This is a genomic window from Pseudomonas sp. BN417, from assembly GCF_029871205.1.
Taxonomy (GTDB): Bacteria; Pseudomonadota; Gammaproteobacteria; order Pseudomonadales; family Pseudomonadaceae; genus Metapseudomonas.
Genome location: NZ_SSOJ01000036.1, coordinates 21048 through 47445, shown reverse-complemented (window position 1 = coordinate 47445; position 26398 = coordinate 21048). Strand labels below are relative to the sequence as shown.

Here is a 26398-nt window from a genome sequence, read left to right as displayed (position 1 = left end):
GACACCTCTCTCACGGCGAGGATTCTCGCCTAAATCGGTGTCCGGGATCAGTAGACCACTACAGTTGGGCAGAGCTACGCGAAGCCCAACGAGGCTTGGCCGAGCGGAGAATGTTGGGCTTCGCTGCGCTCAGCCCAACCTACGAAGGCGCGCTTGGGCGAAGTTGAGGGCGGTGGGAACGCGACGAAGCCCATGTAGAAGGCGCGTCTGCAGGCAAATCAGCCGCGCGGCGGTTCGGCGCCGAGTGGCACGATGGCCATGGTCAAACGGGAGATGCAGCTGGGCTTGCCATCCTCGCCGGACAGGCGGATGTCCCAGACATGGGTGGTGCGGCCGAGGTGCACGGGTCGGGCGACGGCGGTGACGCGGCCGCTGCGCAAGCCGCGCAGGTGGTTGGCGTTGACTTCCAGGCCGACGCAATAGAAGCGCTGGTTGTCGATGCACAGGTAGCTGGCGGTGGAGCCCAGGGTTTCCGCCAGCACCACCGAGGCGCCGCCGTGCAGCAGGCCATAGGGTTGGTGGGTACGCGGGTCGACCACCATGCTGGCGGTCAGGGACTCGTCATCGAAACCTTCGAAGCGGATATCCAGGCCTTCGCCGATGGTGTTCTTCAGGGATTCGTTGAGCTGCGCAAGATCGGGGTTTTGTAGCCACAGGCCCATGGATCACTCCTTGATGAGGCCGGGACGGAAGTCCCGGCCCGACTGGTTCATTCGTGCCAGACGACTGCTTCGCGGCGTTCCAGCCATTCGGGGAAGCGCTTGCCGTAGGCGTCTTCGACCATGTTGCGCTTGATCTTCAGCGTGGGGGTGAGGAAGCCGTTGTCCACGGCCCAGACGTCCTTGACCAGCACCAGCCCCAGCAGTCGCTCATGCTTGTCGAGGTCGCCATTGACCTCTTCCAGCAGGCTGCGCAGGCTGACCTCCAGTTCGGAACGGGCGCTGTTGGCCGCTTCCTGCCGGCCCGCTTCGGACAGCACGCAGAGCGCCATGGGTTGCGGCAGGCCGTCGCCCACCACGCAGACCTGCTCGATACGCGGATGCACGGCGAGACGATTCTCGATGGGCGCCGGGGCCACGTACTTGCCCTTGCTGGTCTTGAAGATTTCCTTGATGCGCCCGGTCAGGCGCAGGTTGCCATCGGCATCCTGCTCGCCCTTGTCGCCGGTGCGCAGGTAGCCGTCGGCGGTGAGGGTCTCGGCGGTCTTCGCCAGGTCCTTGTAGTAGCCCTGCATGGTGGCGCCGCTGCGCACCAGGACTTCGCCCTCTTCGCTGATGCGCACTTCCACGCCGGGGCTGTTCTGGCCGATCCAGCCGCGTTTCTGCATGCCGCTGCGGCAGACGTGGGAGTAACCGCAGTTCTCGGTCATGCCATAGACCTCCAGCACGTCCAGCCCCAGACGCTTGTACCAGTCCAGCAGGGCCCCGGGTACCGGCGCGGCGCCGCAGAGGGCGTAGCGCACGGCGTCCAGGCCGAGGCCGGCGAGGACCTTGCGCCCGACCATGCGGCCGATGATGGGCAGCCGGAGCAGGCGGTCGAGCTTCTGCGCCGGCATCTTGGCGTAGACGCCCATCTGGAACTTGGTCCAGATCCGCGGCACGCCGAAGATGGCGGTGGGCCGGGCACGCCGCAGGTCGTCGAGAAAGGTGTCCAGGCTTTCAGCGAAGAACACTGTCTGCCCCGCATAGATGGACGCCATCTCGACGAACATGCGCTCGGCCACATGGCACAGCGGCAGGTAGGAGAGCAGGCGGTCGTCCTCGCCGGTGCCGAACAGGTCCATGCCATGGCTGGCGGCGAAGGCGAAGTTGCTGAAATTGTGCATCACGCCCTTGGGCGTACCGGTGGTACCGGAGGTGTAGATGATGGTGGCGAGTTGGTCGGGAGCACCCTTGGGGGTATCGCGGATCGGGCTGCTGGCCTGCAGGTCGGCCCAGCCGTAGTCGAACTCGCCCTCGGGGTGGATCGGCAGGGCTATGGTGGCCACGCCCTGGGGTACGCCGCCGGCCATGGCGGGCCAGTCGTCCAGCTTGCCGATGAAGGCCAGGGCGGATTCGGAGTGCTCCAGCACTTGGCGTGCCGAGTCGGCAGTGAGGTTGGGATAGAGGGGAACCGAGACGTGGCCGGCCATCCAGATCGCCAGGTCGGCGATGATCCAGTGGGCGCAGTTCTTGGAAATGATGGCGATCCGGCTGCCCTGGGGCAGGTCGCGGCCTCGCAGCCAGCTGGCCGCCCGGCGGGCCTGCTCGCCCACATCGGACCAGGTCAGTTCCTGGACCTGGCCGCCGCCGAGGGGCTGGACCAGGTAGCGCTTATTCGGATGACGGGCTTCGCGCTCGAAGAACATTTCAAGCGGCAAACGGACTGCATCAGCCACAGGGCCTCCTCCATTTTGTTCTTTTTGTGGGGACAACCAAGCACTTGCTCGGCCGACTATTCCACGCACCTGGAGGGGGCGCAAGTTAAGAAATGTTGCGTTCTGTCAGTGATGGCGAACGTGGTGCAGGGAGCGCAGGGACATCAGGCCGGGGATCAGCAGGTCGCCCTCCAGCTCCGCCAGGCTGGCGGTGCTCATGGGCAGCGGCTCCTGCCGATGGCCGTGCAGCAGCAGGCCCGCCAGCTCGCTGACGAAGGGGTTGTGGGTGACCAGCAGGAGGTCCTGCTCGCTGCGTTCGGCGAGGAAGTTCAGCGCCTCGCGCGGGTCGCTGTCGGGCGTCAGCCAAGGCGCGGTACCGATGGCGCCGGCGAATCCCAGGGCCTCGCGAATCAGCTCGGCGGTCTGCTGCGCACGCACGTAAGGGCTGGCGAGTATCGCCCCCAACGGCCTTCCGGCCAGTTGGGCGGCACTGTGCAGCACTTCCTTGCGACCGTGACGGGTCAGCTCGCGCTCGGCGTCGGTACGGGCGCGGGCCTCGGCCTCGCCGTGGCGCAGCAGCCAGAGCCTCACAGCTTGGGCTCTTCGTCCCGCACCGGATGGGCGGCCGGGGGCACGTCGTGAGGCGCCTCACCCTGCGGGGCGCGGGCTTCGGGCCAGTCGGCGAACGGCCAGGGCTTTTCTTCGGTATTAAAGGTGCCGAAGCGGCCGATCTGCGCCAGGTACTGGCTGAGGCTGTCACCGAAGCCCAGCAGGCCGGCGTTGGGCGCGCCGTAGAAGGCGCGGTAGCCAAGCTGCAGCAGGACCACGGCGCCCAGGACGATCTCGGCCAGTTGCCAGACGATGACGAAGATCAGCATCCACAGGACGCGCAGCAGGATGTGCTCACGCTGCAGGTCGTCAGGCGCTTCACTCATGGGGAATCTCCTTGTTCAAAAGAACGATGGCTCAGAAGCCGGTGGTTGGAATGAAGTCTACGTCGGTCTTGGGCTCGGCGCGCATCAGCGCTTCGATTACCTGGGCCAGCGTACGTCCCTCGAAAAGTATGGCATGCAGGCCCGCGACCAGCGGCATGTAGACCTGCAGCTCTTCGGCGCGGGTCTTGAGCACCTTGAGGGTATTGACGCCTTCGGCCACTTCGCCCAGGCGCGCCACGGCGTCTTCCAGGCTGAGGCCTTCGCCCAGGGCGAAACCCACCTGGAAATTGCGGCTCTTGGGCGAGGAGCAGGTGACGATCAGGTCGCCCACCCCCGCCAGGCCGAGGAATGTCATGGGATTGGCGCCGAGCTTGACGGCGAAACGGGTCATTTCCGCCAGGGCGCGGGTGATCAGCATGCTCTTGGTGTTCTCGCCCATATCCAGGGCGGCAGCCATGCCGGACATGATGGCGTAGACGTTCTTCAGCGCCCCGCCGAGCTCGACGCCGAAGCGGTCCTGGCTGGCGTAGACGCGGAAGGTGCGGCCGTGCAGCGCTTCCTGGACACGCTTGCAGAGTTCGGCGTCTTCGCTGGCGACTACGGTCGCAGTCAGGGCGTGATCGGCGATCTCCTTGGCCAGGTTGGGGCCGGAAATCACACCGATGCGCGCATCCGGGGCCACCTCCTCGAGAATCTGGCTCATCAGCTTGAAGCTCTGCGCCTCGATGCCCTTGGTGGTGCTGACCAGGAACTTGCCGGTCAATTGCCCGGCCACGGGTTCCAGCACTTGGCGCAGGGCACTGGAAGGCACGGCGACGAAGACCAGTTCGCAGTCGGCCAGGACAGCGGGCAGGTCGGTGTCCGGCTCGACCCCGGGAAGGATCTTCACCCCCTTGAGATAACGGGGGTTCTCCCGCTGGGTACGGATCGCCTCGGCCTGCTCCGGGTCGCGCATCCACTGGCGCACGCGCTGGCCGTTCTCGGCCAGCAGGTTGGCGATGGCGGTGCCGAAGCTGCCGCCGCCGAGCACCGCGATGGGTTGCTGTTCAGTCATAACGGGTCCATGTAGGCCATTGGGATGGCGAGTGCGCGCATTATACGGAGGCGTTGCCGGCCAGCCAGCCTCAATCCAGAGCCTTTGCGCTGGAAAAGCCGCGTGCCTCGGTTAAGATGCCTCGAATTTGACCCGCGGCGGGCCTTCAGGTGCCCTTTCCGCCCGCGGGCGAGCTCCACTCAACGAAATTTCCCCCAGCTTCGGGGCGTAACGAGACTAAAGTTCCAGCATAGCTCTGTCCCCACGGACGACCCCGCAAAGAGGCCAAAGGATGATGCGCCCCGTCTCCCACCCTTTCGTGACATTCCGGTTACAGCCGCATCGGGGCCATTCCCGTCCGTCTGGCGCAGGAGAGCCGCGCCGATGACCCTGAGTCAGCGCTGGGACATCCATACCCGCACCCAGTTGATCAGCCTCGGCCCGGCATTGCTGCTGACCCTGCTGCTGACGGGCTTCTTCACCTTCGCGCGGCTGCAGGACCTGCGCCAGGAGCTGAACCACAACGGCCAACTGATCGCCAACCAGCTCGCCCCGGCGGCGGAGTACGGCGTGGTCACCAGCAACCTGGAAGTGCTGGAAGGCCTGCTGCAGGCCAGCCTCGGCACGCCCCACGTACGTTTCCTCGAAGTCCGCGACCGGGCCGACAATATCCTGGTCTATCTGGAGCAGCACGAAAGCCTGGAGAAGAGCGGCGCCCAGGTGGAGGTGTTCCACGCTCCCATCGTCCAGCAGCAGATGCACCTGCAGGCGCGGCGGACCCAGGCCGGCGACGATGGCCGCAACGGCGACCGCAACTACCTGGGCCGGGTCGTGGTGGGCATGTCCAACGACGCCTTCAGCAGCCGCCAGCAGGAAATCCTCTTCAAGGCGACGGTGCTGGCCCTGATCGCCCTGCTCTTCACCTTCCTCCTCGCCCGCCGCCTGGCCACCCGCCTGTCGCAGCCCATCAGCGCCATGGGCGAGGCGGTCAAGGCCATCCAGGCCGGCGATTACAGCGCCAGCCTGCCGGTGGTGGACGACAGCGAACTGGGCGACCTGAGCCGCCACATCAACAACCTCGCCAGCGGCCTGCAGCAGGCCAGCCACGAACAGCAACAGGCGATGGACCAGCTGATCAAGGCCCGCGAGGAAGCGGAAATGGCCAACCGCGCCAAATCCGACTTCCTGGCGATGATGAGCCACGAGTTGCGGACGCCGATGAACGGCGTGCTGGGCATGCTGCAACTGCTGGAAACCACCGAGATGACCGAGGAGCAGACGGAGTACACCGCCCTCGCCACGGAATCCACCGAGCACTTGCTGAAGGTGATCAACGACATCCTCGACTTCTCCCGTATCGAGCGCGGCGCCCTGGAGCTCGAGCGCATTCCCTTCAACCTGCTGGAGCTGATCCTCGGCTCGGTGCATGTGTTCCAGCACAGCGCCCAGCAGCGCGGCCTGGCCCTGGCCCTGGATACCCAGGAGGGCCTGGAGCGGGTCGAGGTGCAGGGCGACCCAACGCGGCTGCGGCAGATTCTGGTCAACCTGGTGGGCAATGCCCTGAAGTTCACCGAAGAAGGCGGCATCCGGGTGGTAACGCGCTGGCAGGCCCTGGACAACGAAGTGCTCTGGCTGACCTGCGCGGTGCACGACAGTGGCATCGGCATCCCGCCGGACCGCCTGGAGCACATGTTCGACGCCTTCCAGCAGGCTGATCACTCGATTTCCCGTCGCTATGGCGGAACCGGCCTCGGCCTGCCGATCGCCCGCACCCTGGCCGAGCGCATGGGCGGCACCCTGCGGGCCGAGAGCCACGAAGGCTCCGGCTCGGTCTTCACCCTGGAGATCCCCCTGCCATTCCGTACCCAGGATGTGGAAGTCGCCTACGGCCTGGAGCAGAGCAACAGCGAGGGCAGCGGCCAGCAGGTGCTGCTGGTGGAGGACAACCCGGTCAACCAGACCGTGATCGAAGCCATGCTGCGCAGCCTCGGCTACCAGGTCAGCCTGGTGGGCGATGGCGCCCAGGCGGTGCACCAGGCCTCCCGCCACCACTACGCGGCCATCCTGATGGACTGCCGCCTGCCGGTGCTGGACGGCTACGAGGCCACACGCCAGATTCGCCAGATGAATGGCGGCGTCGCGGTGCCGATTATCGCCCTCACCGCCAACGCCTTGCAGGGCGACCGCGAAGCCTGCCTGGCCGCGGGTATGAACGACTACCTGGCCAAGCCATTCAAGCGCGCCGACCTGCTACGGGTGATGCAGCGCTGGCTGAGCAAGCCGTCGGACTGATGGCTTGGAGGCGTTTCCAGACATTCGTCGAGTGTCCAGGAATGTTAAAGTGCACCACGCTTTGCGAGTGGGGTGCCCCTTGGCACGCCCCTTGCGGATGGTTCCGTCACTCGAGTGAACGACTGTGCTCGTCACGCTGTGACTTTCACCGCAACGCAACAGTCTATGACTAGTCTGCCGACAGACGCCCGATAACGCGCGCGGCAGAAGGATGAATGCAAATCCCTGTGCCGCACTGGGACCATTGAGGAGCTCGCATGACCATACAAAACGCCTATACCCGGGAAGACCTGCTGCGCTGCAGTCGCGGCGAGCTGTTCGGCCCTGGTAATGCGCAACTGCCCGCCCCCAACATGCTGATGATCGATCGCATCGTGCATATCAGCGAAACCGGCGGGAAGTACGGCAAAGGCGAAATCGTCGCCGAGCTCGATATCAACCCGGACCTGTGGTTCTTCGCCTGCCACTTCGAGGGCGACCCGGTCATGCCCGGCTGCCTCGGCCTCGACGCCATGTGGCAGCTGGTCGGCTTCTACCTCGGATGGCAGGGCAATCCCGGCCGCGGCCGTGCCCTGGGCTCCGGCGAAGTCAAATTCTTCGGCCAGGTCCTGCCGACCGCCAAAAAGATCACCTACAACATCCATATCAAGCGCACTATTAATCGTTCGCTGATCCTCGGCATCGCCGATGGCACCGTGGCCGTCGACGGCCGCGAGATCTACAGCGCCGAAGGCCTGCGCGTAGGCCTGTTCACCTCTACCGACAGCTTCTGAAGGACATCCGCATGCGTCGCGTCGTGATCACTGGCCTGGGCATCGTCTCCTGCCTGGGCAATGACAAAGCAACTGTTTCCGCCAACCTGCGCGCCGGCAAGGCCGGTATCCGCCACAACCCCTCCTATGCGGAAATGGGTCTGCGCAGCCAGGTGTCCGGCTCCGTCAACCTGAACCTGGAAGAGCTGATCGATCGCAAGCTCTTCCGCTTCATGGGCGATGCCGCTGCCTACGCCTACCTGGCGATGCAGCAGGCCATCGAAGACGCCGGCCTGAGCGCCGAGCAGATCTCCAACCCGCGCGTGGGCCTGATCGCCGGCTCCGGCGGTGCTTCCACCGTCAATCAGATGGAAGCCATCGACACCCTCCGCGAGAAGGGCGTCAAGCGCATCGGCCCATACCGCGTGACCCGCACCATGGGCAGCACCGTTTCCGCCTGCCTGGCCACCCCCTTCCAGATCAAGGGCGTGAACTTCTCCATCTCCTCGGCCTGCGCCACCAGCGCGCATTGCATCGGCCAGGCCATGGAACAGATCCAGCTGGGCAAGCAGGACATGGTCTTCGCCGGCGGCGGTGAGGAAGAACACTGGAGCCAGAGCTGCCTGTTCGACGCCATGGGTGCCCTCTCCACCCAGTACAACGACACCCCCGAACGCGCCTCCCGCGCCTACGACGCCAAGCGTGACGGTTTCGTCATCGCCGGCGGCGGCGGCATGGTCGTGGTCGAGGAGCTGGAGCACGCGCTCAAGCGCGGCGCCAAGATCTACGCCGAAATCGTCGGCTACGGCGCGACCTCCGATGGCTACGACATGGTCGCCCCGAGCGGCGAAGGCGCCATCCGCTGCATGCAGCAGGCACTGTCCACCGTCGACACCCCGATCGACTACCTGAACACCCACGGCACCTCCACCCCGGTGGGCGACGTGGCGGAAATCCGCGGCGTACGCGCCGTGTTCGGCGACAAGGCCCCGGCCATCAGCTCCACCAAGAGCCTGTCCGGCCACTCCCTGGGCGCCGCCGGCGTGCAGGAAGCCATCTACTGCCTGCTGATGATGGAAGGCAACTTCATGGCCGGCTCGGCCAACATCGACGAGCTGGACCCGGAAGTGGCCGACCTGCCGATCCTGCGCCAGACCCGCGAAAACGCCCAGATCGACACCGTGATGTCGAACAGCTTCGGCTTCGGCGGCACCAACGCCACCCTGGTACTGAAGCGCTACAAAGGCTGATCCGGCCCGAGTAGTACCGGCAACGCCCGTATCCCCGGATACGGGCGTTGTCGTTTGTGGGCCACGCAGCAGTCGAACCCGGCGCCCACGAGAAGCAACCTCCCGAAACCCTGTAGGGCCTTTCCGAACCCCCACCTCTGCCATCAAGAACAATCGTTCAGCTCCGCTAAAGGGTCGAGCAACAACCAATCGCCCCGGATCGGAGAAGACCGCATGTTCCTTCGCCAGCTACCCATCGCTTACCGCGCGGCCACAGGTTTCGCCATCATCACCCTGATGCTGGTCGGCCTCGGCCTGTTCGCCTGCAACCGCATGGCCGCCATCAACCAGGCCTCCACCCGGATCAGCGAGCTCTGGCTGCCCAGTGTCCAGCTCTCCGGGCAGATGGGCATGCTCCTGTCCGAGTTCCGCCAGAGCGAAATGAACCACGTCCTGGCCCGGGACCTGGCCACCATGCAAGCCCTTGAACAGCAGATGGACGGGCTACTCGCCGACCTGGCAAGGGTGCAGGACGACTACGAACCGCTATTGATGCTGCCGGAGGAACGCCGGCTGTTCCAGGCGTTTCTCGGACTGACCCGGAAGTACCTGGACGGACACCAGGCGCTGCTTGAACTGTCGCGGCGCAACGACACCGAACAGGCCTACGAGCTGATGCGCAACGAACAGCGCGAACGCTACGACAGCCTGTTGCAGAGCCTGACGGCGCTGATCGAACTGGTCCGCCAGGAAGCGCTGGCCTCCAGCCAGGAGGGCGACGATCTGTTCGACGACGCTACCCGGGCGGTAGTGGCGGTGATGCTGGTGGCAGTACTGGCCAGCATCGCCATCGCCTGGTTGCTGACCCACAGCATCGTGTTACCCATCCGCGAAGCCATGCGCACAGCGGAAAAAATCGCCAAGGGCGACCTTACCGGACAGCTCGACAGCACAGGGCGCGACGAGCCCTCCCGGCTGATGGCGGCCTTGCAGGCCATGCAGCAGGACCTGCATGACACCATCGAACAGATAGGCAACTCGGCCTCCCAGCTCGCTTCGGCAGCCGAACAGCTGAACGCAGTGACCGAGGAAGGCAACCGCTCGCTGAACCGCCAGCACGACGAGATCGAAATGGCCGCAACGGCAGTCACCCAGATGAGCGCGGCAGTCGAGGAAGTGGCGCGCAACGCCGCTTCCACATCGGAAGCCTCGATCGCCTCCGAAGAGACCGCGCAGACCGGCCGCGAGCGCGTCGAAAGAACCGTCCAGGCGATCCGCGGCATGAGCCAGGAGGTGGCCGACACCACGCAGCGGGTAGCCGACCTCTCCGCGCAGGCGCAGAACATCGGCAAGGTGCTGGAGGTGATCCGCGCCATCGCCGAGCAGACCAATCTGCTGGCCCTCAACGCGGCCATCGAGGCGGCCCGGGCCGGCGACCAGGGGCGCGGATTCGCGGTGGTGGCCGACGAGGTGCGCGCCCTGGCCCATCGCACCCAGGAGTCGACGCGCGAGATCGAGCAGATGATCGCCAGTATCCAGGCCGGCTCCGATGCGGCGCTCGGCGCCATGAACCAGAGCGATCAGCACGCGCAGCAAATGCTCCAGGTCGCCGAGGGCGCAGGCCAGGCGCTGCAGGAGATCGCCCGGCAAGCCAGCGAGATCAACGAGCGCACCCTGGTCATCGCCAGCGCGGCGGAGCAGCAGGCCCAGGTCGCCCGGGAAGTGGACCGCAACCTGGTGAACATCCGCGACGTCTCGGTGCAGACGTCGGCCGGCGCCAACCAGACCTCCGCCGCCAGCCACGAACTGTCGCGCCTGGCGACCGAGTTGAATGGGATGATCGCGCACTTCGTGGTCTGAGCCTGTCCAGTCAGACGCCTGTGGGAGCGATTTCAGGGAGCGGAGGTTGGAATATCCCCCGGATTTCATTCGGGCTACCGACTCGTAGGAGCGAGCTTGCTCGCGAACAGTCCGAGCGCAATCTTTCGCGAGCAAGCTCGCTCCTACACAAAGCGACGTTGAGTCTCCTTCCTCGGCGCCAACTTGCGAATTCCGGCGAACGAGCCCGATCGCGAATGAATTCGCCCACATACGGGAATCCCCGAACGCAAGAAGGGCGCCCTATCGGCGCCCTTCCTTTTCATGGAGCGTTCAAGCCGCTTCGCGACCACTTCCCTCCTTGCCCCGCTGGCCGACACGCGGCAGCAGCATGGGCACTTGGCGCCGGTAATCCGCGTATTCCGGATGTTCCCGCAGCAGGTCGCGCTCCTCCAGCTGAATGGCCGCCAGTATGTAGATGCTGGTCAGCACGGCAAACAGCAGGTGCGTGGCGGTCATGGTCGGGGTAGCCCAGAAGCACAGGAACCAGCCCAGGTACAGCGGGTGGCGCACCAGCTTGTATGCCCCGGGAGTCTTGAACTCCAGCGCGGTGTAGGGCTTGCCCAGCAGGTTCAGCCAGACCTGGCGCAGGCCGAACAGGTCGAAGTGGTTGATCAGCAGGGTCGCGTAGAACACCAGGGCCCAGCCGAAGCCGAAGGTGGCGCCCAGCACCAGCCGGCCCGAACGGTTCTCGATGCTCCAGATCTCGCCGCCCAGCGGCTGCCAGTAACTGTACAGCAGCACCAGCGCCAGGCTGGAGAAGAGCACATAGGTGCTGCGCTCGGCTGCCGGCGGTATCCAGCGGGTCCACCAGGCCTTGAACGCGGGGCGGGCCATCAGGCTGTGCTGGACGGCGAAGAGGCCCAGCAGCAGCACGTCTATCCCGAGGGCGGCCCAGAACGGCAGGCGCGGATCGCCATCCAGGGTACGCGGCGCGAACGGCAGGTTGGCGACGAAACCGATGGAGTAGACGAATGTGGCGAAGAAGATCAGGTAGCTGATCAGACCGTAGATGAAGATCGAAATGCGCTTGGAATAGTTGAACATGATGCGCTCCTGCCCGGGGTTCTGGTCGGCGGCATCGCTCCGCCTTGGACACCAGCTTGGCCCCGGCCTGTATCAGCCCGATGGCTGGCAGCGCTCAATTTGTTTCTGCTTTGTATCCCTTCTTCGGGGTACCCAGCCAGGCCTGCAACAGTTGGTGCAGGCGCTGTTGGTTCAGCGGCTTGGTCAACAGCGCCTTGACCCCCTGTTGCTGCACCTCGCTTTCCAGCAGCGAATCGCTGAAGCCGGTGTAGAGCACGATCGGCAGGTCGGCGCGGGACGCCAGCAGGCGCCGCGCCAGTTGCAGGCCGGACAGGCGCGGCATGCTCTGGTCGAGAATGACGAAGTCCCAGGCGTAGGGATCGGCGCAGAGCAGCTGGCTGGCCTGCTCGGCGTCGCAGAAGATGCCCGGCGCAAGGCCCCAGCCTTCCAGCAGTTCGCCCATGAACTCGGCCACAGTAGCGTCGTCGTCCACCACCGCGACCCGGCCACAGAGGGCCGAACGCAGCGGTTGGCGCTCGGCGGTCGAGGCGCCCTGCTCCACCGGGCCCGGTACCGCCAGGCTGTGGGCCGGCATCAGCACCCTGAAGGTGGAGCCGCGCCCCGGCGCGCTGTCCAGGTGGAGATGGCCGCCATACTCGTGGACGATGCCGTGCACCATGGACAGCCCCATGCCGCTGCCCTGGCCACTGGCCTTGGTGGAAAAGAACGGCTCGAAGATCTGCACTCGCAGTGCCGGATCGATGCCCGGCCCGCTGTCGCTGACGGTGAGCGCGACGAAGTTGCCCTTGATCCGCTGCTGGCAGGAGGCGCAAACGCCCTCCAGCTCCTCCTGACCCAGACTGACGCGCAACTGGCCGACGCTGCCCATGGCATCCCTGGCATTGATGCAGAGGTTCATCAGGACCTGCTCGAGCTGCACCGGGTCGGCCAGAACCCGCGGCAGGTCATGGTCCAGGCGCACCTCCAGCTCGACGGTGGCCGGCAAGGTGGACTCCACCAGGCGGATGAAGTCCCCGAGTAGCTGGTCCAGCGCCACCACCTGGGGCTTGCCGCGGCTGCCACGGCTGAAGGTGAGCATCTGCTGGATCAGGTCGCGGGCCTTCTCCGCCGAACGCTGCACCCGGGCCAGGTACTTGTTCAGGCGCTCGTCGCTGCCCAGCTCCGCCAGCTCCTGGGCCATCACGGTGTAACCCAGCATGCTGGTCAGGAGGTTGTTGAAATCGTGGGCGATGCCCCCAGTCAGGTGCCCGATGGCCTCCATCCGCTGGGCCTGGCGCAGCTGCTGCTCGAGGCGCGCGCGCTCCTCTTCGGCCTGAGTGCGTTCGGTGATGTCGCGCAGGTAGCAGATGAAGCGCGGCCCCTCGTCACCCGGTACCTGGGTCAAGGCCAGCTCAGCGGTGAACTCGCGGCCGTCGGCGCGCTGGGCCACCACTTCCATGCGCTTGCCGAGGAAGGCGCCGTGACCGGTCATCAGGTAATGCTCCAGGGCGCGCTCGTAGGACTCGCGGAAGCGTGGCGGGATGATCAGCTTGAGCAGCGAATGGCCCAGGGCCTGTTCGCGGCTGAGGCCGAAGCACTGCTCCGCCGCCGGGTTGAAGGCCAGCACCCGGCCCGCCTCGTCCATGCTGATGAAGCAGTCCAGCGCCGTGTTGGTGATGGCCCGGTACTGCAGCTCGCTGGCGCGAAGGGCCTGCTCGGCCTCCTTGCGCTGGGTGATCTCGCGGGTGATGCCGAGGATGCGGTCGATGCCGCCGATGGCCACGCGCTTGAGCAGCACTTCGTCCCAGTGCAGGCTGCCATCGCGGTTGCGCCGGTGCCACTCGAAGCGCTGCATCTCGCCAGCCGCGGCACGGGTCAGGTAGCCGGCCGCTTCCTTGCCGGTGTAGGGCGAATAGCCGGCGCTGAAGGCGTCTATGTCCAGCTTGAGCATTTCCTCGTAGCTGTAGCCATAGGCGCGGCAGGCCTTGGGATTGACGTCCACAAGGGCGCCGCTGTCGATGTCGTGGACGAAGATGGCGTCCTCGGAGGTATCGAAGATCGCCCGGTAGCTGGCCTCGGCCTCCAGCCGCTCGATTTCCGCCGCCGCCCGCACCGAGAAGATGCGCAACACCGACTCCACCTTGTCGCGGTCGCTCATCGGCCCGAGCCGCCCGGCCGCGATCAGTCCCAGGGGCCGTCCATCGCTGGCGAAAAGCGGGAAGCCGGCGTAGCTGTCGACGCCGAACGCCCTCAGCACCTCGTCATTGGGATAGGAGCACTGCAGGTCGCGGGGCACGAAATGGAAGCTGCCACCGAAGACCTCGGCGCACGGCGTGCCCTTGAGCTCGTAGGTGGAATTCTGCTGCAGCTTGCCGTCGTAGTAGAGCGCCAGGGTGGTCAGGCAATGCGGCCCCTCGTCACTGATGCGGCTGACGAAGGCGAAATCGGCGTTCAGCGAACGCACCATGTAGCGCGCGATGGCCTCGAACACCTCGTTGCCGGTAGCCGCGGACACCCCCAGGGCGACGAAGCGCAACACCTCTTCCAGGGTCTTGCGCGAGCTGATGTCGGTGGAAATGCCACAGATGGCGCTGACCCGGCCATCGCTGTCGAAAAGCGGGAACTTGCTCGACAGGTAAGTGCGGATGACGCCCGCCATGGGCACCTGCTCCTCGAACTCCAGTTCATGGCCGAGCTGGGCCACGCGCAGGTCGTTGGCACGCAGCACATCGGCCATTTCCCTGGGGAAGAAGTCGTGGTCGGTGCGCCCCAGCACCTGCTCGGCACGCACCTTGAACAGCCGTTCGAAGGCGCGGTTGACCAGGCGCAGGCGGCCGTCGAGGTCCTTCACATAGATCACCGCGCTGCTGTTGTCGACTATCTGGCGCAGGCGGTGCTCTTCGATGCTGACGGCTTTCAGGCTGCTGGTCAGGGGCTGGCTCACCGATAGGCCCTCCGAGGGGCTGGGCGGACAGCCTGAGTATAGAGACAGCCGGCCCCCGGCCGGAGGGGCTCGGCGGCGATTGAAACAATTGAAACAATAGGTCGCGTCGGTCTAATGCCAGGACTGTAGGATGCCTGTCTAAGACGCGCCGCCCGGCACGAACATATAACCCACGCCGCGCACCGTGCGGATGATCTGCGGCTTGTCCGGGTCCTGCTCCAGCTTGCGCCGCAGGCGGGCGATGCGGATGTCGATGGAGCGGTCGAAGGGGTTCCAGTCGCGGTGCTGGGTGAGGTTCAGCAACTGATCGCGGGACAAAGGCCGGTTGGGGCGTTGGGCGAAGGCCTGGAGCAGGTCGAACTCCATGGCGGTGAGGGGGATTTCTTCGCCCGCGGCGTCGAACAGCTGGCGGCTCTGCAGATCGAGGCGGCAGAGTCCGAGCTGCAGGCAGGCGCTGGCGGGTTCCGGTTCCGGCTGGGCGGCGCTGGCCGGCGCGCGGCGGTAGCGCCGCAGCACGGTCTTGACTCGCGCCAACAGCTCGCGCGGGTCGAATGGCTTGGCCAGGTAGTCGTCGGCGCCCACCTCCAGGCCGACGATGCGGTCCAGCGGCGTACCGGCGCCGGAGACCATGATCACCGGCAGGTCGTGATGCTCGCGAAGGAACCGCGCCAGGCTGAGGCCGTCCTCGCCGGGCAGGCCGACATCCAGCAATACCAGGTCGGGCAGCGCCTCGGCGAGCCGCGCCCGCAGCTGGACGCTGTCGGCCACGGCCTGGACCTGGTAGCCCTGGCCGCCGAGGTAGTCCAGCAGCAGTTCGCGGATCGCCTCGTCGTCGTCCACGACCAGGATGCTGATCAGTTCGGCCATGGGCCTGTGCCTCTCGCCAGTTTCAGACCCAGCGAATATAGCGCGCCACGGCGACGCGTGGGATCAGCGGACGGTGAAGCGTTGCTCGGTTAGCAGGCGGTCACCCTGGAAGACCATGAAATGCCACTCGCCCGGCACCACTTCGTAGTGCTCGGTGAACTCGAAGGCCATCACGTCCAGGGGCGCGCCGGGCGCCATTTTCTGCTCCACCACGAACTTGTCGTGGCGCTTGCCATCCGGGGTGACTACGCCGGGGGTGAGGTACAGCAGGGTCAGCGGCGTGTCTTTATCCTGCTTGCCGAGCAGCGTGTAGCGCATGCCGAACTTGGTGCCCAGCTTGGCCGGGATCTCGCCGGTGGGCTGGATCGTCTGGTCGCTGCGGGTCAGCACGCGCTCGCCGGGCTGGTAGTCCTTGTACTGGGTTTCGAAGATGCCGTACTCCACCGGCCCGTCCACCCGTACATCGGCCAGGGCAACGCCGGATACCAGGCCGAGGGCCATGAGTGCTGTCATTCGAAAGGGGATCATGTCGCGCTCCTTGTTTGCGGTGGCGCGAGGTTATGACGCGGCCATGACAGCCTCGTGACAGACTCGCTGCGCGGCTCGGCGCGCATGGGCGCACTCAGATGAAACTCAGGGCACCGCCCACGATGACCAACTGGGCCGTCAGGGCAAAGGCCAGAATCAGCGGTTTGAGACCGGCCTTGCGCAGGTCGGTGAGACGGGTACTGAAGCCGAGCGCGCCCATGGCTGCAGCCAGCAGCAGGTCGTCCAGGCCGACCATTGCCTGGTGCAAGCCTTGCGGCAGGGGCAGCCAGGAATTGCACAGCATGCAGACCACGAAACCGATGACGAAGAGCGGAACCCGGACCGGAGCGACAGCGCGGCCAGGCTCGGAGCGTCGCGCCAGCCAGAAACCCAGGCCAAGCAGGAAAGGCGCCAGCAACAGGACACGAATGAGCTTGGCCACTATCGCCGCTTCGGCGGCCTGCGGGTCCATGGCCTGGCCTGCAGCGACTACCTGGGCGACTTCGTGCAGCGTCGCGCCGGCGAACACACCGAAGCCGTGGCTGTCGCCGAAGAGTGTCGGCATGAGCGTGAATAACCAGGGGTAGAGCAGCATGCCCAGGGTACCGAACAGCACCACGCAGGCGATGGCGATGGCCACCTGGTCATTGCGCCCTTTCACCACGCCGGCACTGGCAAGGACCGCCGCGGCGCCGCAGATGGCGTGACCGGCGCCGATCAGGATGGCGGTCTCACGCTCCAGGCGCAGGATCCGGGTACCCAGCCAGATCGCCAGGCCCATGGTGGAAACGATCAGCAGTGCGTCGATGACGAAGGCCTGCACACCCAGCGCCTGAACCTGCTGGACTGTCAGGCGCAGGCCGTAGAGCGCCACACCGAAGCGCAGCACCGGTTGCTTGCAGAATTGCAGGCCTGCCCCGAGCAGGCCGTGGATGCGCTCGGACGTCAGGTTCCCTGCCAGCAAACCCAGCAGCATGGCCAGTGTCAGCGCACCGAACCCGGTTCCCTGCAACGCCGGGGAGCCCGACAGCCAGAGCGCCAGTCCGGCCAGCAGGAAGCTGGTGCCGACTCCGGCGAGCAGGAAGAAAGGCGAACGTTCGGAGCGACTCAGGACTAGCATGGCGATACCTCGCTTGTGGTAGCGCAAGCTTGCCGCGGCATATAACCTAAACGAAGCAACCTATTCTTATTGGTCATATCAGGAATGCTGATATGCAGTGCCGAATCACGCTCCGCCAGCTCGCCACCTTCATCGCCATTGCCGACCTGGGCAGCGTTACCCGCGCCAGCAAGGAACTCAGCCTCACCCAGTCGGCGGCGAGCATGTCCCTGCAGGACCTGGAGCACCAACTGGGCACGCGGCTGTTCGATCGCCATGGCAAGCGCCTGGTGCTGAACGAGCACGGTCGTCGCCTCTATCCCCATGCCCAGGCCACCCTGGAAGGCGCCCAGGAGGTGGAATCGCTGTTCCAGCAGCAGCTCACCTGCCACCTGCGCATCGGCGCCAGCACTACCATTGGCGGTTATCTGTTGCCGGACAAGCTGGCTGCCTTCCTTGAAGCGGAGCCGGATAGCCGCCTGGAGCTGAAGGTCGAGAACACCGAACGCATCGTCGAATTGCTGTGCAGCTTCACGGTCGACGTGGCCTTCGTGGAGGGGCCGGTGCAGCACCCGGATATCGATGTGCGGCCTTGGCAGGAAGACGAACTGGTGCTGATCGCGGCACCGAGCCATCCGCTATCCCGCCAGCCCAAGCCGACCGCCGAGGAGTTGGCGAAGGCTCGCTGGATCATGCGCGAACCGGGCTCCGGTACCCGCAACATGCTGGAACACCTGATCGGCCCCTGGCTGGGCAGCCCGCGCCAATTGCTGGAGGTGTCCGATGGCGAGGCGATCAAGCGCTGCGTGATTGCCGGTGCGGGTGTCGCCTGTGTGTCGCGCATCATGGTGCGCAGCGAACTCGCCCTCGGCCAGCTGTGCACCCTGCCCTGCCCCAGCGGCCCGCTGAAGCGCGTGTTCTACCGCGCCATCCACCAGGACAAGCAGCCGACACGCGGGCTCCGGCGTTTTCTGGATTTCCTGTAGCGGCGAATTCATTCGTCAAGGAACGCACAGCTGCCCCTTCGGGGTTGATGGGTATCGCTCCGCTCCACCCATCCTACGAGCTCAGCCACATGCCCTGTAGGAGCGAATTCATTCGCGAAAATGGCGTGGCACCAACTAGCCGGTAGCCACCCTCACCCCAGCCCCTCTCCCGGAGGGCAAGGGGTGACTCCTGGCCCACCTTCGGCGCAGTCCTGTACCCGCCTGAAGTGGAGGCGGTGCTCAACGCCTACCCGGGCGTGGTGCTTTCCGCGGTGGTGGGTCGTCCGGTGGAAGGCAACGAAGAAGTGGTCGCCTTCCTCCAGGTCGCCGATCCGGACAGCTTCGATGCGGGCGGAATGACGGCCTTTCTCGCCGACAGGCTTTCCCCCTACAAGCGCCCCATGGAAATCCGCGTGCTGGCAACCCTGCCCGCTGCGGCCACCGGCAAGATACTCAAGCACGAACTGAAGAAACTGGCCCTGACTCCCTGACTGGCAACCATCTCCATCGCCAGCGCCGCCTGGGCAGGGCTCAGGAGCCCAGACGGCCCTCCCTGCCTGGCCTCCGGTTCCTATTGAAGCGCCTGGTGCCTGCGGGGCAGCACGGCGAGGAAGTTGTCCCGCGCCACCTTGCGCGCCACTGCTTGCGGCAGGGCGTCGAGGAAGGGGTCGTAGGCGGTCAGGTAGTCGCCCAGGCCGTCGAAGCGACCTACCACATCGGAACCCAGCATGAAGCGCTCGGGGTAGCGCTCCACCAATTCCAGCCACTGGCGGTCGGGCTTGCCGTCCTTGTCCAGCAGATAGGGCCGCAGCACGCTCCAGGACAGGTCGATGTAGAGGTTCGGGTAAGCCTCCAGCAGGCGCCCCAGGGTGGGCAGGAGGAAATCCAGCCTCTTCTGGTGGCGGTGGATTTCCATGCTGGTGCCCGCATGGGCCCAGATGAAGCGGACATGGGGGTGGTTGCGCAGAGGTTCTTCCAGTTCCTGCAGGTAGAGCGGGTTGCGCTCGCGCTGGGAGGTGATGTTGGAGTGCACCAGCACCGGCAGGTCGTATTCGGCCGCCAGGTGGTAGATACGGCTCATGGCCTCGTTGTTGGCCCGGGGCGTGTCGCCGTCGATCAGCGCGGTGAGGTCGTCGTGGCGGGTGAACACCTCGCCTATGCCCTGCCAGAGCCCCGGGTCCAGCTCCAGCATGCGGCGGATATGGGCATCGGAGTTCTTGTCGTTGGGGTTGAAGCCGCTGAGAAAGGGGTGGAAGCGCCCGCGCTGCTCGGCCGGCAACTGCCACACCGCAGCGGCCACCAGCACATCGGTGGCGCTGTACCAGTAGGCACCGGCATCGTCGCCAGCGTAGTAACGCGGGCGCTTGGGCTCGTCCTCGTGCCACTTTTTGGCGACCGGGACGCCGGAGATCATCACGTGATCGATGCGTCCCTTGTCCATGGCCTCCAGCAGGGGCCCCATGCCATCGCTTTCCTGGAAGAAGTCCACGTAATGCAGATGGGCGTCGCTGTAGCGGTAGTCGCGGGCTTCACCAGGCATGGTCGCAACCAGCAGCAGTGCGGCGAGACTGGTCCTCAGTCGGTACAAGGCAACTCCTCCCTGGATGGGCTGGGGGACTGTAGACCGCCATTCACCTCTCGGCGTTCAGCCTGGCAATCGCCTGCGCGGCAACCACCCTTTGCGCTAGCCTAGCTGGGATTCCCCCCACCCTTCGGCCAGGAGGCCATTCATGACCATCCGTCTCACCCGTGATTCCGCCAATGGCACCCGGCAGCGCATCGAACTCGCTGGCAAGGCCCCGCTGTTCACCGACCTGCCCCTGGATCTGGGCGGCGCCGGCGCGGACCCGGAGCCCCATGACTACTTCGACGCCGCGCTGGGCAGTTGCAAAGCCCTGACCGTGACCTACTACGCCCAGAAAAATGGCATCCCGCTGACCGGCGTGGACGTCGACGTCACTCGCGACGATAGCGAGGAGCGCAAGGGGCACTACCGCCTGGACGTCAAGCTGACCCTGCGCGGCGCCCTGACCGACGAGCAGCGCGCCACCCTGCTGCGAATCGCCGACAAGTGCCCACTGCACAAGCTGATGACCCAAGTGGAGGTGAGCATCGAAACCCGCCTCGCAGAAGGCGACTTCAGCCAGTGAGCCAGGCTGGGCTTCCGGCGTGGAAGGGTTATTCTTCTGCAAACCCCGCGCAGGAAGCCCCAGCATGAACATCCTCACCATCCGCCCACGCGCCGAAGAGGTCGCCGGGCAACCCATCCTTCGCCCGCTGCCCTCGGCCCAGTGCCGCAGCGTCGGGCCCTTCGTGTTCTTCGACCACATGCTGGAGGCGGACTACGCCCCCGGCAGCGGCATGGACGTGCGCCAGCATCCGCATATCGGCCTTTCCACCCTCACCTACCTGTTCGAGGGCGAATTGCAGCACAAGGACAGCCTGGGCTCGGACCAGCAGGTCAGGCCCGGTGACGTCAGCTGGATGACCGCCGGCCGCGGCGTCGCCCATGTCGAGCGAACCCCCGCCGACCTGGTCGCCAGTGGTTCCCGCGCCCACGGCCTGCAGGTCTGGCTGGCGCTGCCGCGCGAACTGGAGGGCTGCGAACCCAGCTACAGCCACTATCCGGCGGCTAGCCTGCCGCAGCAGGAAGCCCTCGGCGTACGCATTCGCCTGATCGCCGGCAACGGCTTCTGCCTGGAGTCGCCTGTGCCGGTACTCTCCCCGACCCTCTACGCCGACCTGCAGTTGGAGACCGGCGCCACCCTGACCATTCCCTGCGATCACCCACAACGGGCGCTCTACCTGCTGGAAGGCGAGGCACAGCTGGATGACCAGCCGCTGGAGCCGCGCAGCATGGTGGTGCTGCCGGAAGGCGTCGAATACGTCGTTGCGGCCTGCAGCGGCTGCCACCTCGTGATGATCGGCGGCGCGCCCCTGGACGCTCCGCGGCGGATGAACTGGAACTTCGTTTCCAGCAGCCCGGAGTTGATCGAACAGGCACGCAGCCGCTGGGCCGCCGGCGACTGGCCGGTGGTGCCGGGCGAGACCAGCCGCATCGAGCTGCCGGCCTAGCCCCTCGGCACCGGCCGTAACCTCGCGCTCATTGGCTGGTGAAGACTTCGTCGAACAGGCCGTTCATGGCCTGGTAAGCCCGCGCGGCAACCTTGGGGTGGTATTCATTGCGCCCCGGCACATTGGCCCCGCGCTCGGTAAAGGAATGCACCGCGCCGCCGTAGCTGACCAGTTGCCAGTCGACCTCGGCGGCGGTCATTTCGGCGCTGAAGGCATCCACCTGGGCCTTGGGCACCGCCGGATCGTCGGCGCCGTGCAACACCAGGATCGGTGCGCGGATATTGCGGGCATCGGCCGGATCGGGGGTGTCCAGGTTGCCGTGGAAGGACACGAAACCTTTCAGCGGCGCCCCGGACCGCGCCAGTTCGAGGACGCTGCCACCGCCGAAGCAGAAACCGATGGCGCCCAGGCTGGCCAGGTCCAGCGGAACCTTCCGGCCCTGAGCCTTGAGCACCTCCACCCCGGCCTGGGCGCGTTTGCGCATCAGCGGCCGGTCGGCGCGTACGGCGGTAGCGGCGGCCTTGGCCTCAACCGGATTGGCCGGACGGATGCCCTTGCCATACATGTCGGCGATGAAGATCACATAGCGCTGACCGGCAATCTCCTTCGCCTGCTCGGCGGCGGCCGGCGTGACACCGAGCCAGTTGGGCACCATCAGCAGACCGGGGCGCGGAGTCTTCACCGAATCGTCATAGACCAGGGTGCCTTCGAAGTCCTTGCCGTCGATCTCGTAGGGCACGGCCTGGACGACCATCACGGCCGACGCCGGCCCGGCGAGGGTAATGAGCAGCGGAGGCAGCAGCCATCTGTTCATGGAAAAGTCTCCTGTGCCAGTGGGGATAGCTAAGGTTAGACCCGATGAGGGATTCGACTTCTCCCAGCGTTCGTAGCAGGGGATTTCCGAGGCGCCCCCCTTGTAGGGGCGAATTCATTCGCCAACCGGACCGCAGGTTCGGCCTGCAATGCTGCAGGGGCAGCTACGCAACCCTTGGCGATTGAAATCGCCCGCAGATCATTGGGGCACGCCAAAGAAAAAGGCCCGCACAGGCGGGCCTTTTTCGTTACAGCCAGCCGTCAGGCGGAGAGCTCCACCAACAGCTTGTTCAGGCGGCGCACATAGTCGGCCGGGTCCTTCAGGCTGTCGCCGGCGGCCAGGGCGGCCTGGTCGAAGAGGATGTGGGACAGTTCGCCGAAGCGGTCTTCGTCCTGCTCGCCATCCAGTTTCTCGATCAGCGGGTGGGCCGGGTTGATCTCGAAGATCGGCTTGGAGTCCGGAACCTTCTGGCCACTGGCCTCGAGGATCTGGCGCATCTGCAGGCCCAGGTCCTGCTCGCCGATGGCGAGGATGGCCGGCGAGTCGGTGAGGCGGTGCGATACGCGCACTTCCGAGACTTCGTCACCCAGGGCGGACTTCAGACGCTCGATCAGGCCTTCCTTGGTCTTGGCGACTTCCTCCTGGGCCTTCTTGTCCTCTTCCGAGTCCAGCTTGCCGAGGTCGAGGTCGCCACGGGCGACGTCCACGAAGCCCTTGCCATCGAAGTCGCTGAGGTAGCTCATCAGCCACTCGTCGATGCGGTCGGTGAGCAGCAGCACTTCGATGCCTTTCTTGCGGAAGACTTCCAGGTGCGGGCTGTTCTTCACCTGCGAATAGCTCTCGCCGGTGAGGTAGTAGATCTTGTCCTGGCCTTCCTTCATGCGACCGATGTAGTCGGCCAGGGACACGCTCTGCTCGCCGGCGTCGCCGCTGGTGGAGGCGAAGCGCAGCAGGCCGGCGATCTTCTCCTTGTTGGCGAAGTCTTCGGCCGGGCCTTCCTTCAGCACCTGGCCGAAGTTCTTCCAGAAGCCCTTGTACTGCTCGGGTTCGTTCTTCGCCAGCTTCTCCAGCATGTCCAGCACGCGCTTGGTCAGGGCCGACTTCATCGAGTCGATCATCGGGCCCGATTGCAGGATCTCGCGGGAAACGTTCAGGGACAGGTCGTTGGAGTCCACCACGCCCTTGATGAAGCGCAGGTAGAGCGGCAGGAACTGGTCGGCCTGGTCCATGATGAACACGCGCTGCACGTACAGTTTCAGGCCGCGCGGGGCCTCGCGGTGGTACAGGTCGAACGGTGCACGGGCCGGGACATAGAGCAGCGAGCTGTACTCCAGCTTGCCTTCGACCTTGTTGTGGCTCCAGGACAGCGGGTTCTCGAAGTCGTGGGCAACGTGCTTGTAGAACTCCTGGTATTCCTCGTCCTTGATCTCGCTGCGCGGGCGGGTCCACAGCGCGCTGGCGCGGTTGACGGTTTCCCACTCCTGTTCGGCCGGAGCCTCTTCGCCGTGGTGTTCCTTCGGCAGCTCGATCGGCAGGGCGATATGGTCGGAGTACTTCTTGATGACGTTGCGCAGGCGCCAGCCATCAGCGAATTCCTCTTCGCCGCTCTTCAGGTGCAGGACGATGCGGGTGCCGCGCTCCGGCTTGTCGATGGTGGCGACTTCGAACTCGCCCTCGCCCTTCGAGGACCAGTGCACGCCTTCAGCGGCCGAGAGGCCAGCGCGGCGGGTGAAGACGTCCACCTTGTCGGCGACGATGAAGGCGGAATAGAAGCCCACGCCGAACTGGCCGATCAGGTGGGAATCCTTCTTCTGGTCGCCGGAGAGGTTCTTCAGGAAGTCGGCGGTGCCGGACTTGGCGATGGTGCCCAGGTGCGCGATCACCTCGTCACGGCTCATGCCGATGCCGTTGTCCTCGAGCGTGACGGTGCGAGTGTCCTTGTCGAAGCTGACGCGGATCTTCAGCTCGGAGCCGCCTTCCAGCAGTGCAGGCGTCGCCAGCGCTTCGAAACGCAGCTTGTCGGAGGCGTCGGAGGCGTTGGAAATCAGTTCACGGAGGAAGATTTCCTTGTTCGAATACAGGGAATGGATCATCAGGTGAAGCAATTGCTTCACTTCGGTCTGGAAGCCCAGGGTTTCTTTTTGAGTTTCCACACTCATGGTCTTCTAACTCCACGTCGATGGCTTGGGCCGCATAAGGCGGCGGATGTCATCCAGATGGGGCCTTCGACAAGGATTTCAAGTGCTTAGCGAAAGACGCCTGACGGTAGGGTGCGCTGCGCGCACCGGAACCACCGCGCGGGGGATCTGGTGCGCACGGCGCACGCTACGCAATCGAGCTTCGCTGACGGGAAAACGAGTCGTACACCCGGGGAATCAGGGCTCCAGCAACTCGACCCACGCGATCTCATCAACCGCCAGGCTGAAGCTGGCCGCCCCTGCGCCGCCGAGGTTACGACGAATCAGCACACGGCCGTCGCGATCGAGGCCGGCGAAGCGGCCTTCGGCGGTGCTGCCGCGCACCGTGAACACGCGCATGGCGAGGTCCTGGTAGTGATTGGGGTTGCTCAACAGGCGCTGCAGGGAGAATCGCTCGCGGCGGTCCACCGAGCGGGCGGCCTCGGCTGCGGCCGCCGTCTCCGGGCTCGCCTCGCTTTGCGCCACGGGCGCGGCACCGGAAGCGGCCAGGGGCGGGAAGCTGTCGCGCTGCACCCGCCAGCCACGGCCCTCGTTCTTGGAGAGTTGCAGCGGCAACCGCTGGAGCTGGCCGTCGATCCGCGCCTCCACCTCCAGCTCCAGTTCCCGCGCCGGCAGGCTGAAGGCCGGCAACTGGGCCAGCTCCACATCGCGGGTGGCGAAACGGCGCTGCAGGTAGTCGCGGACCACGTAGGCCAGGGTGTCGCGGGAGTCGTAGGCGGTGTCGACCTGGCCATCGCGGTAGCGCAGGCGGTCGGTGAAGACTTCAAGATGCCCGGACAGGGTGGTGGCGAACTTGGGCGGCAGCACCAGGTGGAAGTCGCCGGCGAGCCGGTTCGGCGCCACCGGCTGCAGGTCCAGGTGCAAGGTGTAGCCGCGGGGGATGCGTCGGGCCTCCGGCAGTTCCTGTTCCGGCAGCAGCCAACTGATCTCGACTTCAGGGTGCGGGCCGGCGTCCTGGGGGAGCACATCGAGGCGCAGCGCCCCCTCGGGCTGGCGCCCGAGGCGGATGCTCAGCTCGCGGCGGGCGTAGAAGTCCTGGCCCTCTCGCAGGCTGAGGATACCGCCCACCAATTCGGCCTCCAGCGGCACGAAACGCTGGCCGTTGAGCTCGCCGTTGAGGCGGATGTCCAGTTCGGACGCGACCTTTTCCCCCGCGCCCACCCAGCGCAGGCTGAGGATCGACTGCAGGCGCTCGGGCTGCTGGGCGGCCATCATGGTCAGGCCCACCACCAGCGGGATGAAGCCCATGGCGCCGAGGGCCACGGCCTTGCGCGCGGTGCGCCAGTGGCAGAGCACATAGGCCAGGGTGACCGGCGGCAGCAGGCTGCCGAAGCCCCAGAGCAGGCTGGTGCCGAACGCCAGCATCACCAGCCAGACCAGGCCGGTGACGATCAGCAGCAGTCCACCGAGTATGAGTAACGCAACCATCGGACTTTCCTAATGAGCAACCGCACGCGTCGGATGCCGCGCCTCAGGGTTCGTCGACCTTGAAGTGGGCGCGGGCCGTGGCTATGGGTTCGGTCTGGGTGGTCTGCCAGGCAGTGATGGCGACGTTGGCGACGCGGCGGCCCTGTCGCCAGACCTGGCACTGGACGTAGGTGTCACGATAGTGTCCGGCGCGCAGGTAATCTATCGAGAAGTCGATGATTTTGGGCATATGTGGCGTGCCCATGAACATCAGCAGATGAAGCATGGCCGCATGCTCCATGAAGCCGGCGATCACCCCGCCATGAATGGCCGGCAGAGTCGGGTTACCGATGTTGTCCTTGTTCGCCGGCAGGCGGAAGACCATGTCGTCGCCCAGGCGCAGGCATTCGATGCCGAGCAGCTTGGCGTAGGGGATCAGGCACACCAGCGGGTCGTAGTCGTTTTTCTCGTGGGCTTCGCGGACCAGGGCGTTGAGGTCGAGGCTCATGCCGCACCTCCCTGCTTGAGCTGGCCGGGCTTGCCCATGCGCATGAAGGCGCCGACCACGTGGGCGATGGGCTGGGCCGGATCGTCCTGATAGGCGTAGCCGCGGGTGAAGATGATGTTCGGGGTCACCCGGTAGCATTCGGCGAAACCGAACACGTCCTTGTGCGGCTCGGCCGGGTGCATGTAGTCGATGCGCAGGTCCAGGGTCGGGCAGATCTCGAATTCCTGCAGTACACAGACGGTGGAGATGCCGCAGGTGGTGTCCATCAGGGTGGTGATGGCGCCGCCGTGGATCACGCCGGTTTCCGGGTTGCCGATGATCTGGGCGCTGTAGGGCAACTTCAGGGTCAGGCCCGCGGGCGTGGCGTCGTGCACGCTCATACCGAGCACCTGGCAATGGCGCAGCGCGGAAAGAAAGCGCTGGGCTCGTTCAATAAGGGAGTTGTCCGTCATGACTACGACCTTGGCGGAG

General features: G+C 65.7%; 24 protein-coding genes. 8 read left to right on the top strand and 16 right to left on the bottom strand.

Translation table 11 applies throughout. The features are described from left to right. Nucleotides 1-218: 218 nt before the first annotated feature. The 5 genes from E8F11_RS03175 to E8F11_RS03155 all read right to left on the bottom strand — a co-directional run bounded on the left by E8F11_RS03175 (nucleotide 219) and on the right by E8F11_RS03155 (nucleotide 4345). Nucleotides 219-662, bottom strand: coding sequence for a hotdog fold thioesterase (locus tag E8F11_RS03175; protein WP_280287352.1), 444 nt, complete (start codon nucleotides 660-662; stop codon nucleotides 219-221). Nucleotides 663-709: 47 nt separating this feature from the next. Beyond that, nucleotides 710-2377 (bottom strand): AMP-binding protein, encoded by a 1668-nt coding sequence (locus E8F11_RS03170; protein ID WP_280287351.1) that lies wholly within the window; start codon nucleotides 2375-2377, stop codon nucleotides 710-712. 105 nt (nucleotides 2378-2482) lie between these two features. Beyond that, nucleotides 2483-2947, bottom strand: a complete 465-nt coding sequence (gene sixA / locus E8F11_RS03165) for a phosphohistidine phosphatase SixA (protein WP_280287350.1) — start codon at nucleotides 2945-2947, stop codon at nucleotides 2483-2485. Beyond that, on the bottom strand, nucleotides 2944-3291 hold the full coding sequence (locus E8F11_RS03160) for a DUF4389 domain-containing protein (RefSeq protein WP_280287349.1): 348 nt from the start codon (nucleotides 3289-3291) through the stop codon (nucleotides 2944-2946). The genes sixA and E8F11_RS03160 overlap by 4 nt, the downstream gene beginning before the upstream one ends. A 31-nt stretch (nucleotides 3292-3322) precedes the next feature. Further along, on the bottom strand, nucleotides 3323-4345 hold the full coding sequence (locus E8F11_RS03155) for an NAD(P)H-dependent glycerol-3-phosphate dehydrogenase (RefSeq protein WP_280287348.1): 1023 nt from the start codon (nucleotides 4343-4345) through the stop codon (nucleotides 3323-3325). A 363-nt stretch (nucleotides 4346-4708) separates the two neighbouring features. Here E8F11_RS03155 and E8F11_RS03150 point away from each other — a divergent pair, with 363 nt between their 5' ends. From E8F11_RS03150 to E8F11_RS03135, 4 genes are all read left to right on the top strand, one after another. Continuing rightward, complete coding sequence (locus tag E8F11_RS03150) at nucleotides 4709-6616, top strand: ATP-binding protein (RefSeq protein WP_280287347.1); 1908 nt, start codon at nucleotides 4709-4711, stop codon at nucleotides 6614-6616. Nucleotides 6617-6873: 257 nt separating this feature from the next. Continuing rightward, entirely contained in the window at nucleotides 6874-7389 is a 516-nt protein-coding gene (gene fabA, locus E8F11_RS03145; protein WP_280287346.1) for a 3-hydroxyacyl-[acyl-carrier-protein] dehydratase FabA, read from the top strand. An 11-nt stretch (nucleotides 7390-7400) separates the two neighbouring features. Next, the gene (gene fabB / locus E8F11_RS03140) at nucleotides 7401-8618 is read left to right on the top strand and encodes a beta-ketoacyl-ACP synthase I (RefSeq protein ID WP_280287345.1); all 1218 of its coding nucleotides are present in this window, start codon (nucleotides 7401-7403) and stop codon (nucleotides 8616-8618) included. A 213-nt stretch (nucleotides 8619-8831) separates the two neighbouring features. After that, on the top strand, nucleotides 8832-10457 hold the full coding sequence (locus E8F11_RS03135; RefSeq protein WP_280287344.1) for a methyl-accepting chemotaxis protein: 1626 nt from the start codon (nucleotides 8832-8834) through the stop codon (nucleotides 10455-10457). Between the two features lie 291 nt (nucleotides 10458-10748). On the opposite strand, the gene mddA is transcribed toward E8F11_RS03135, so the two are convergent. The 5 genes from mddA to E8F11_RS03110 form a co-directional block, all read right to left on the bottom strand. After that, on the bottom strand, nucleotides 10749-11522 hold the full coding sequence (gene mddA, locus E8F11_RS03130) for a methanethiol S-methyltransferase (RefSeq protein ID WP_280287343.1): 774 nt from the start codon (nucleotides 11520-11522) through the stop codon (nucleotides 10749-10751). Between the two features lie 94 nt (nucleotides 11523-11616). Next, nucleotides 11617-14445: a PAS domain S-box protein gene (locus tag E8F11_RS03125; protein ID WP_280287342.1), complete on the bottom strand. Its 2829-nt coding sequence runs from the start codon at nucleotides 14443-14445 to the stop codon at nucleotides 11617-11619. A 138-nt stretch (nucleotides 14446-14583) separates the two neighbouring features. Continuing rightward, a complete protein-coding gene (locus E8F11_RS03120) occupies nucleotides 14584-15312 on the bottom strand; it encodes a response regulator (RefSeq protein WP_280287341.1) in 729 nt (242 codons plus the stop codon). 63 nt (nucleotides 15313-15375) lie between these two features. Next, entirely contained in the window at nucleotides 15376-15840 is a 465-nt protein-coding gene (locus E8F11_RS03115) for a DUF3859 domain-containing protein (protein ID WP_280287339.1), read from the bottom strand. A 94-nt stretch (nucleotides 15841-15934) separates the two neighbouring features. Continuing rightward, nucleotides 15935-16960, bottom strand: coding sequence for a putative sulfate exporter family transporter (locus E8F11_RS03110; protein ID WP_280287338.1), 1026 nt, complete (start codon nucleotides 16958-16960; stop codon nucleotides 15935-15937). Nucleotides 16961-17052: 92 nt separating this feature from the next. Between E8F11_RS03110 and E8F11_RS03105 the strand changes: the two genes are divergently transcribed. Together E8F11_RS03105 and E8F11_RS03100 are read left to right on the top strand one after the other, a co-directional pair. Beyond that, nucleotides 17053-17925, top strand: coding sequence for a LysR family transcriptional regulator (locus E8F11_RS03105; protein ID WP_280287337.1), 873 nt, complete (start codon nucleotides 17053-17055; stop codon nucleotides 17923-17925). A 236-nt stretch (nucleotides 17926-18161) separates the two neighbouring features. After that, a complete protein-coding gene (locus tag E8F11_RS03100) occupies nucleotides 18162-18416 on the top strand; it encodes a hypothetical protein (protein WP_280287336.1) in 255 nt (84 codons plus the stop codon). Nucleotides 18417-18496: 80 nt separating this feature from the next. Here E8F11_RS03100 and E8F11_RS03095 read toward each other — a convergent pair whose 3' ends face one another. Next, the gene (locus E8F11_RS03095; RefSeq protein WP_280287353.1) at nucleotides 18497-19465 is read right to left on the bottom strand and encodes an amidohydrolase family protein; all 969 of its coding nucleotides are present in this window, start codon (nucleotides 19463-19465) and stop codon (nucleotides 18497-18499) included. A gap of 190 nt (nucleotides 19466-19655) precedes the next feature. Between E8F11_RS03095 and E8F11_RS03090 the strand changes: the two genes are divergently transcribed. Together E8F11_RS03090 and E8F11_RS03085 are read left to right on the top strand one after the other, a co-directional pair. Continuing rightward, on the top strand, nucleotides 19656-20075 hold the full coding sequence (locus tag E8F11_RS03090; protein WP_280287335.1) for an OsmC family protein: 420 nt from the start codon (nucleotides 19656-19658) through the stop codon (nucleotides 20073-20075). Between the two features lie 64 nt (nucleotides 20076-20139). Then, nucleotides 20140-21000 (top strand): pirin family protein, encoded by an 861-nt coding sequence (locus tag E8F11_RS03085; protein ID WP_280287334.1) that lies wholly within the window; start codon nucleotides 20140-20142, stop codon nucleotides 20998-21000. A gap of 28 nt (nucleotides 21001-21028) precedes the next feature. Here E8F11_RS03085 and E8F11_RS03080 read toward each other — a convergent pair whose 3' ends face one another. The 5 genes from E8F11_RS03080 to E8F11_RS03060 all read right to left on the bottom strand — a co-directional run bounded on the left by E8F11_RS03080 (nucleotide 21029) and on the right by E8F11_RS03060 (nucleotide 26379). Further along, the gene (locus tag E8F11_RS03080) at nucleotides 21029-21814 is read right to left on the bottom strand and encodes a dienelactone hydrolase family protein (protein ID WP_280287333.1); all 786 of its coding nucleotides are present in this window, start codon (nucleotides 21812-21814) and stop codon (nucleotides 21029-21031) included. 260 nt (nucleotides 21815-22074) lie between these two features. Beyond that, nucleotides 22075-23973: a molecular chaperone HtpG gene (htpG, locus tag E8F11_RS03075; protein ID WP_280287332.1), complete on the bottom strand. Its 1899-nt coding sequence runs from the start codon at nucleotides 23971-23973 to the stop codon at nucleotides 22075-22077. A 216-nt stretch (nucleotides 23974-24189) separates the two neighbouring features. Continuing rightward, the gene (locus E8F11_RS03070) at nucleotides 24190-25440 is read right to left on the bottom strand and encodes an MFS transporter (RefSeq protein ID WP_280287331.1); all 1251 of its coding nucleotides are present in this window, start codon (nucleotides 25438-25440) and stop codon (nucleotides 24190-24192) included. Between the two features lie 43 nt (nucleotides 25441-25483). Continuing rightward, the gene (locus tag E8F11_RS03065; protein WP_280287330.1) at nucleotides 25484-25927 is read right to left on the bottom strand and encodes a PaaI family thioesterase; all 444 of its coding nucleotides are present in this window, start codon (nucleotides 25925-25927) and stop codon (nucleotides 25484-25486) included. Beyond that, nucleotides 25924-26379 carry a PaaI family thioesterase gene (locus E8F11_RS03060; protein ID WP_280287329.1) on the bottom strand — a complete coding sequence of 152 codons (456 nt, stop codon included), beginning with the start codon at nucleotides 26377-26379 and terminating at the stop codon, nucleotides 25924-25926. Before E8F11_RS03060 ends, E8F11_RS03065 begins: the two co-directional genes overlap by 4 nt. Nucleotides 26380-26398: the final 19 nt, after the last annotated feature.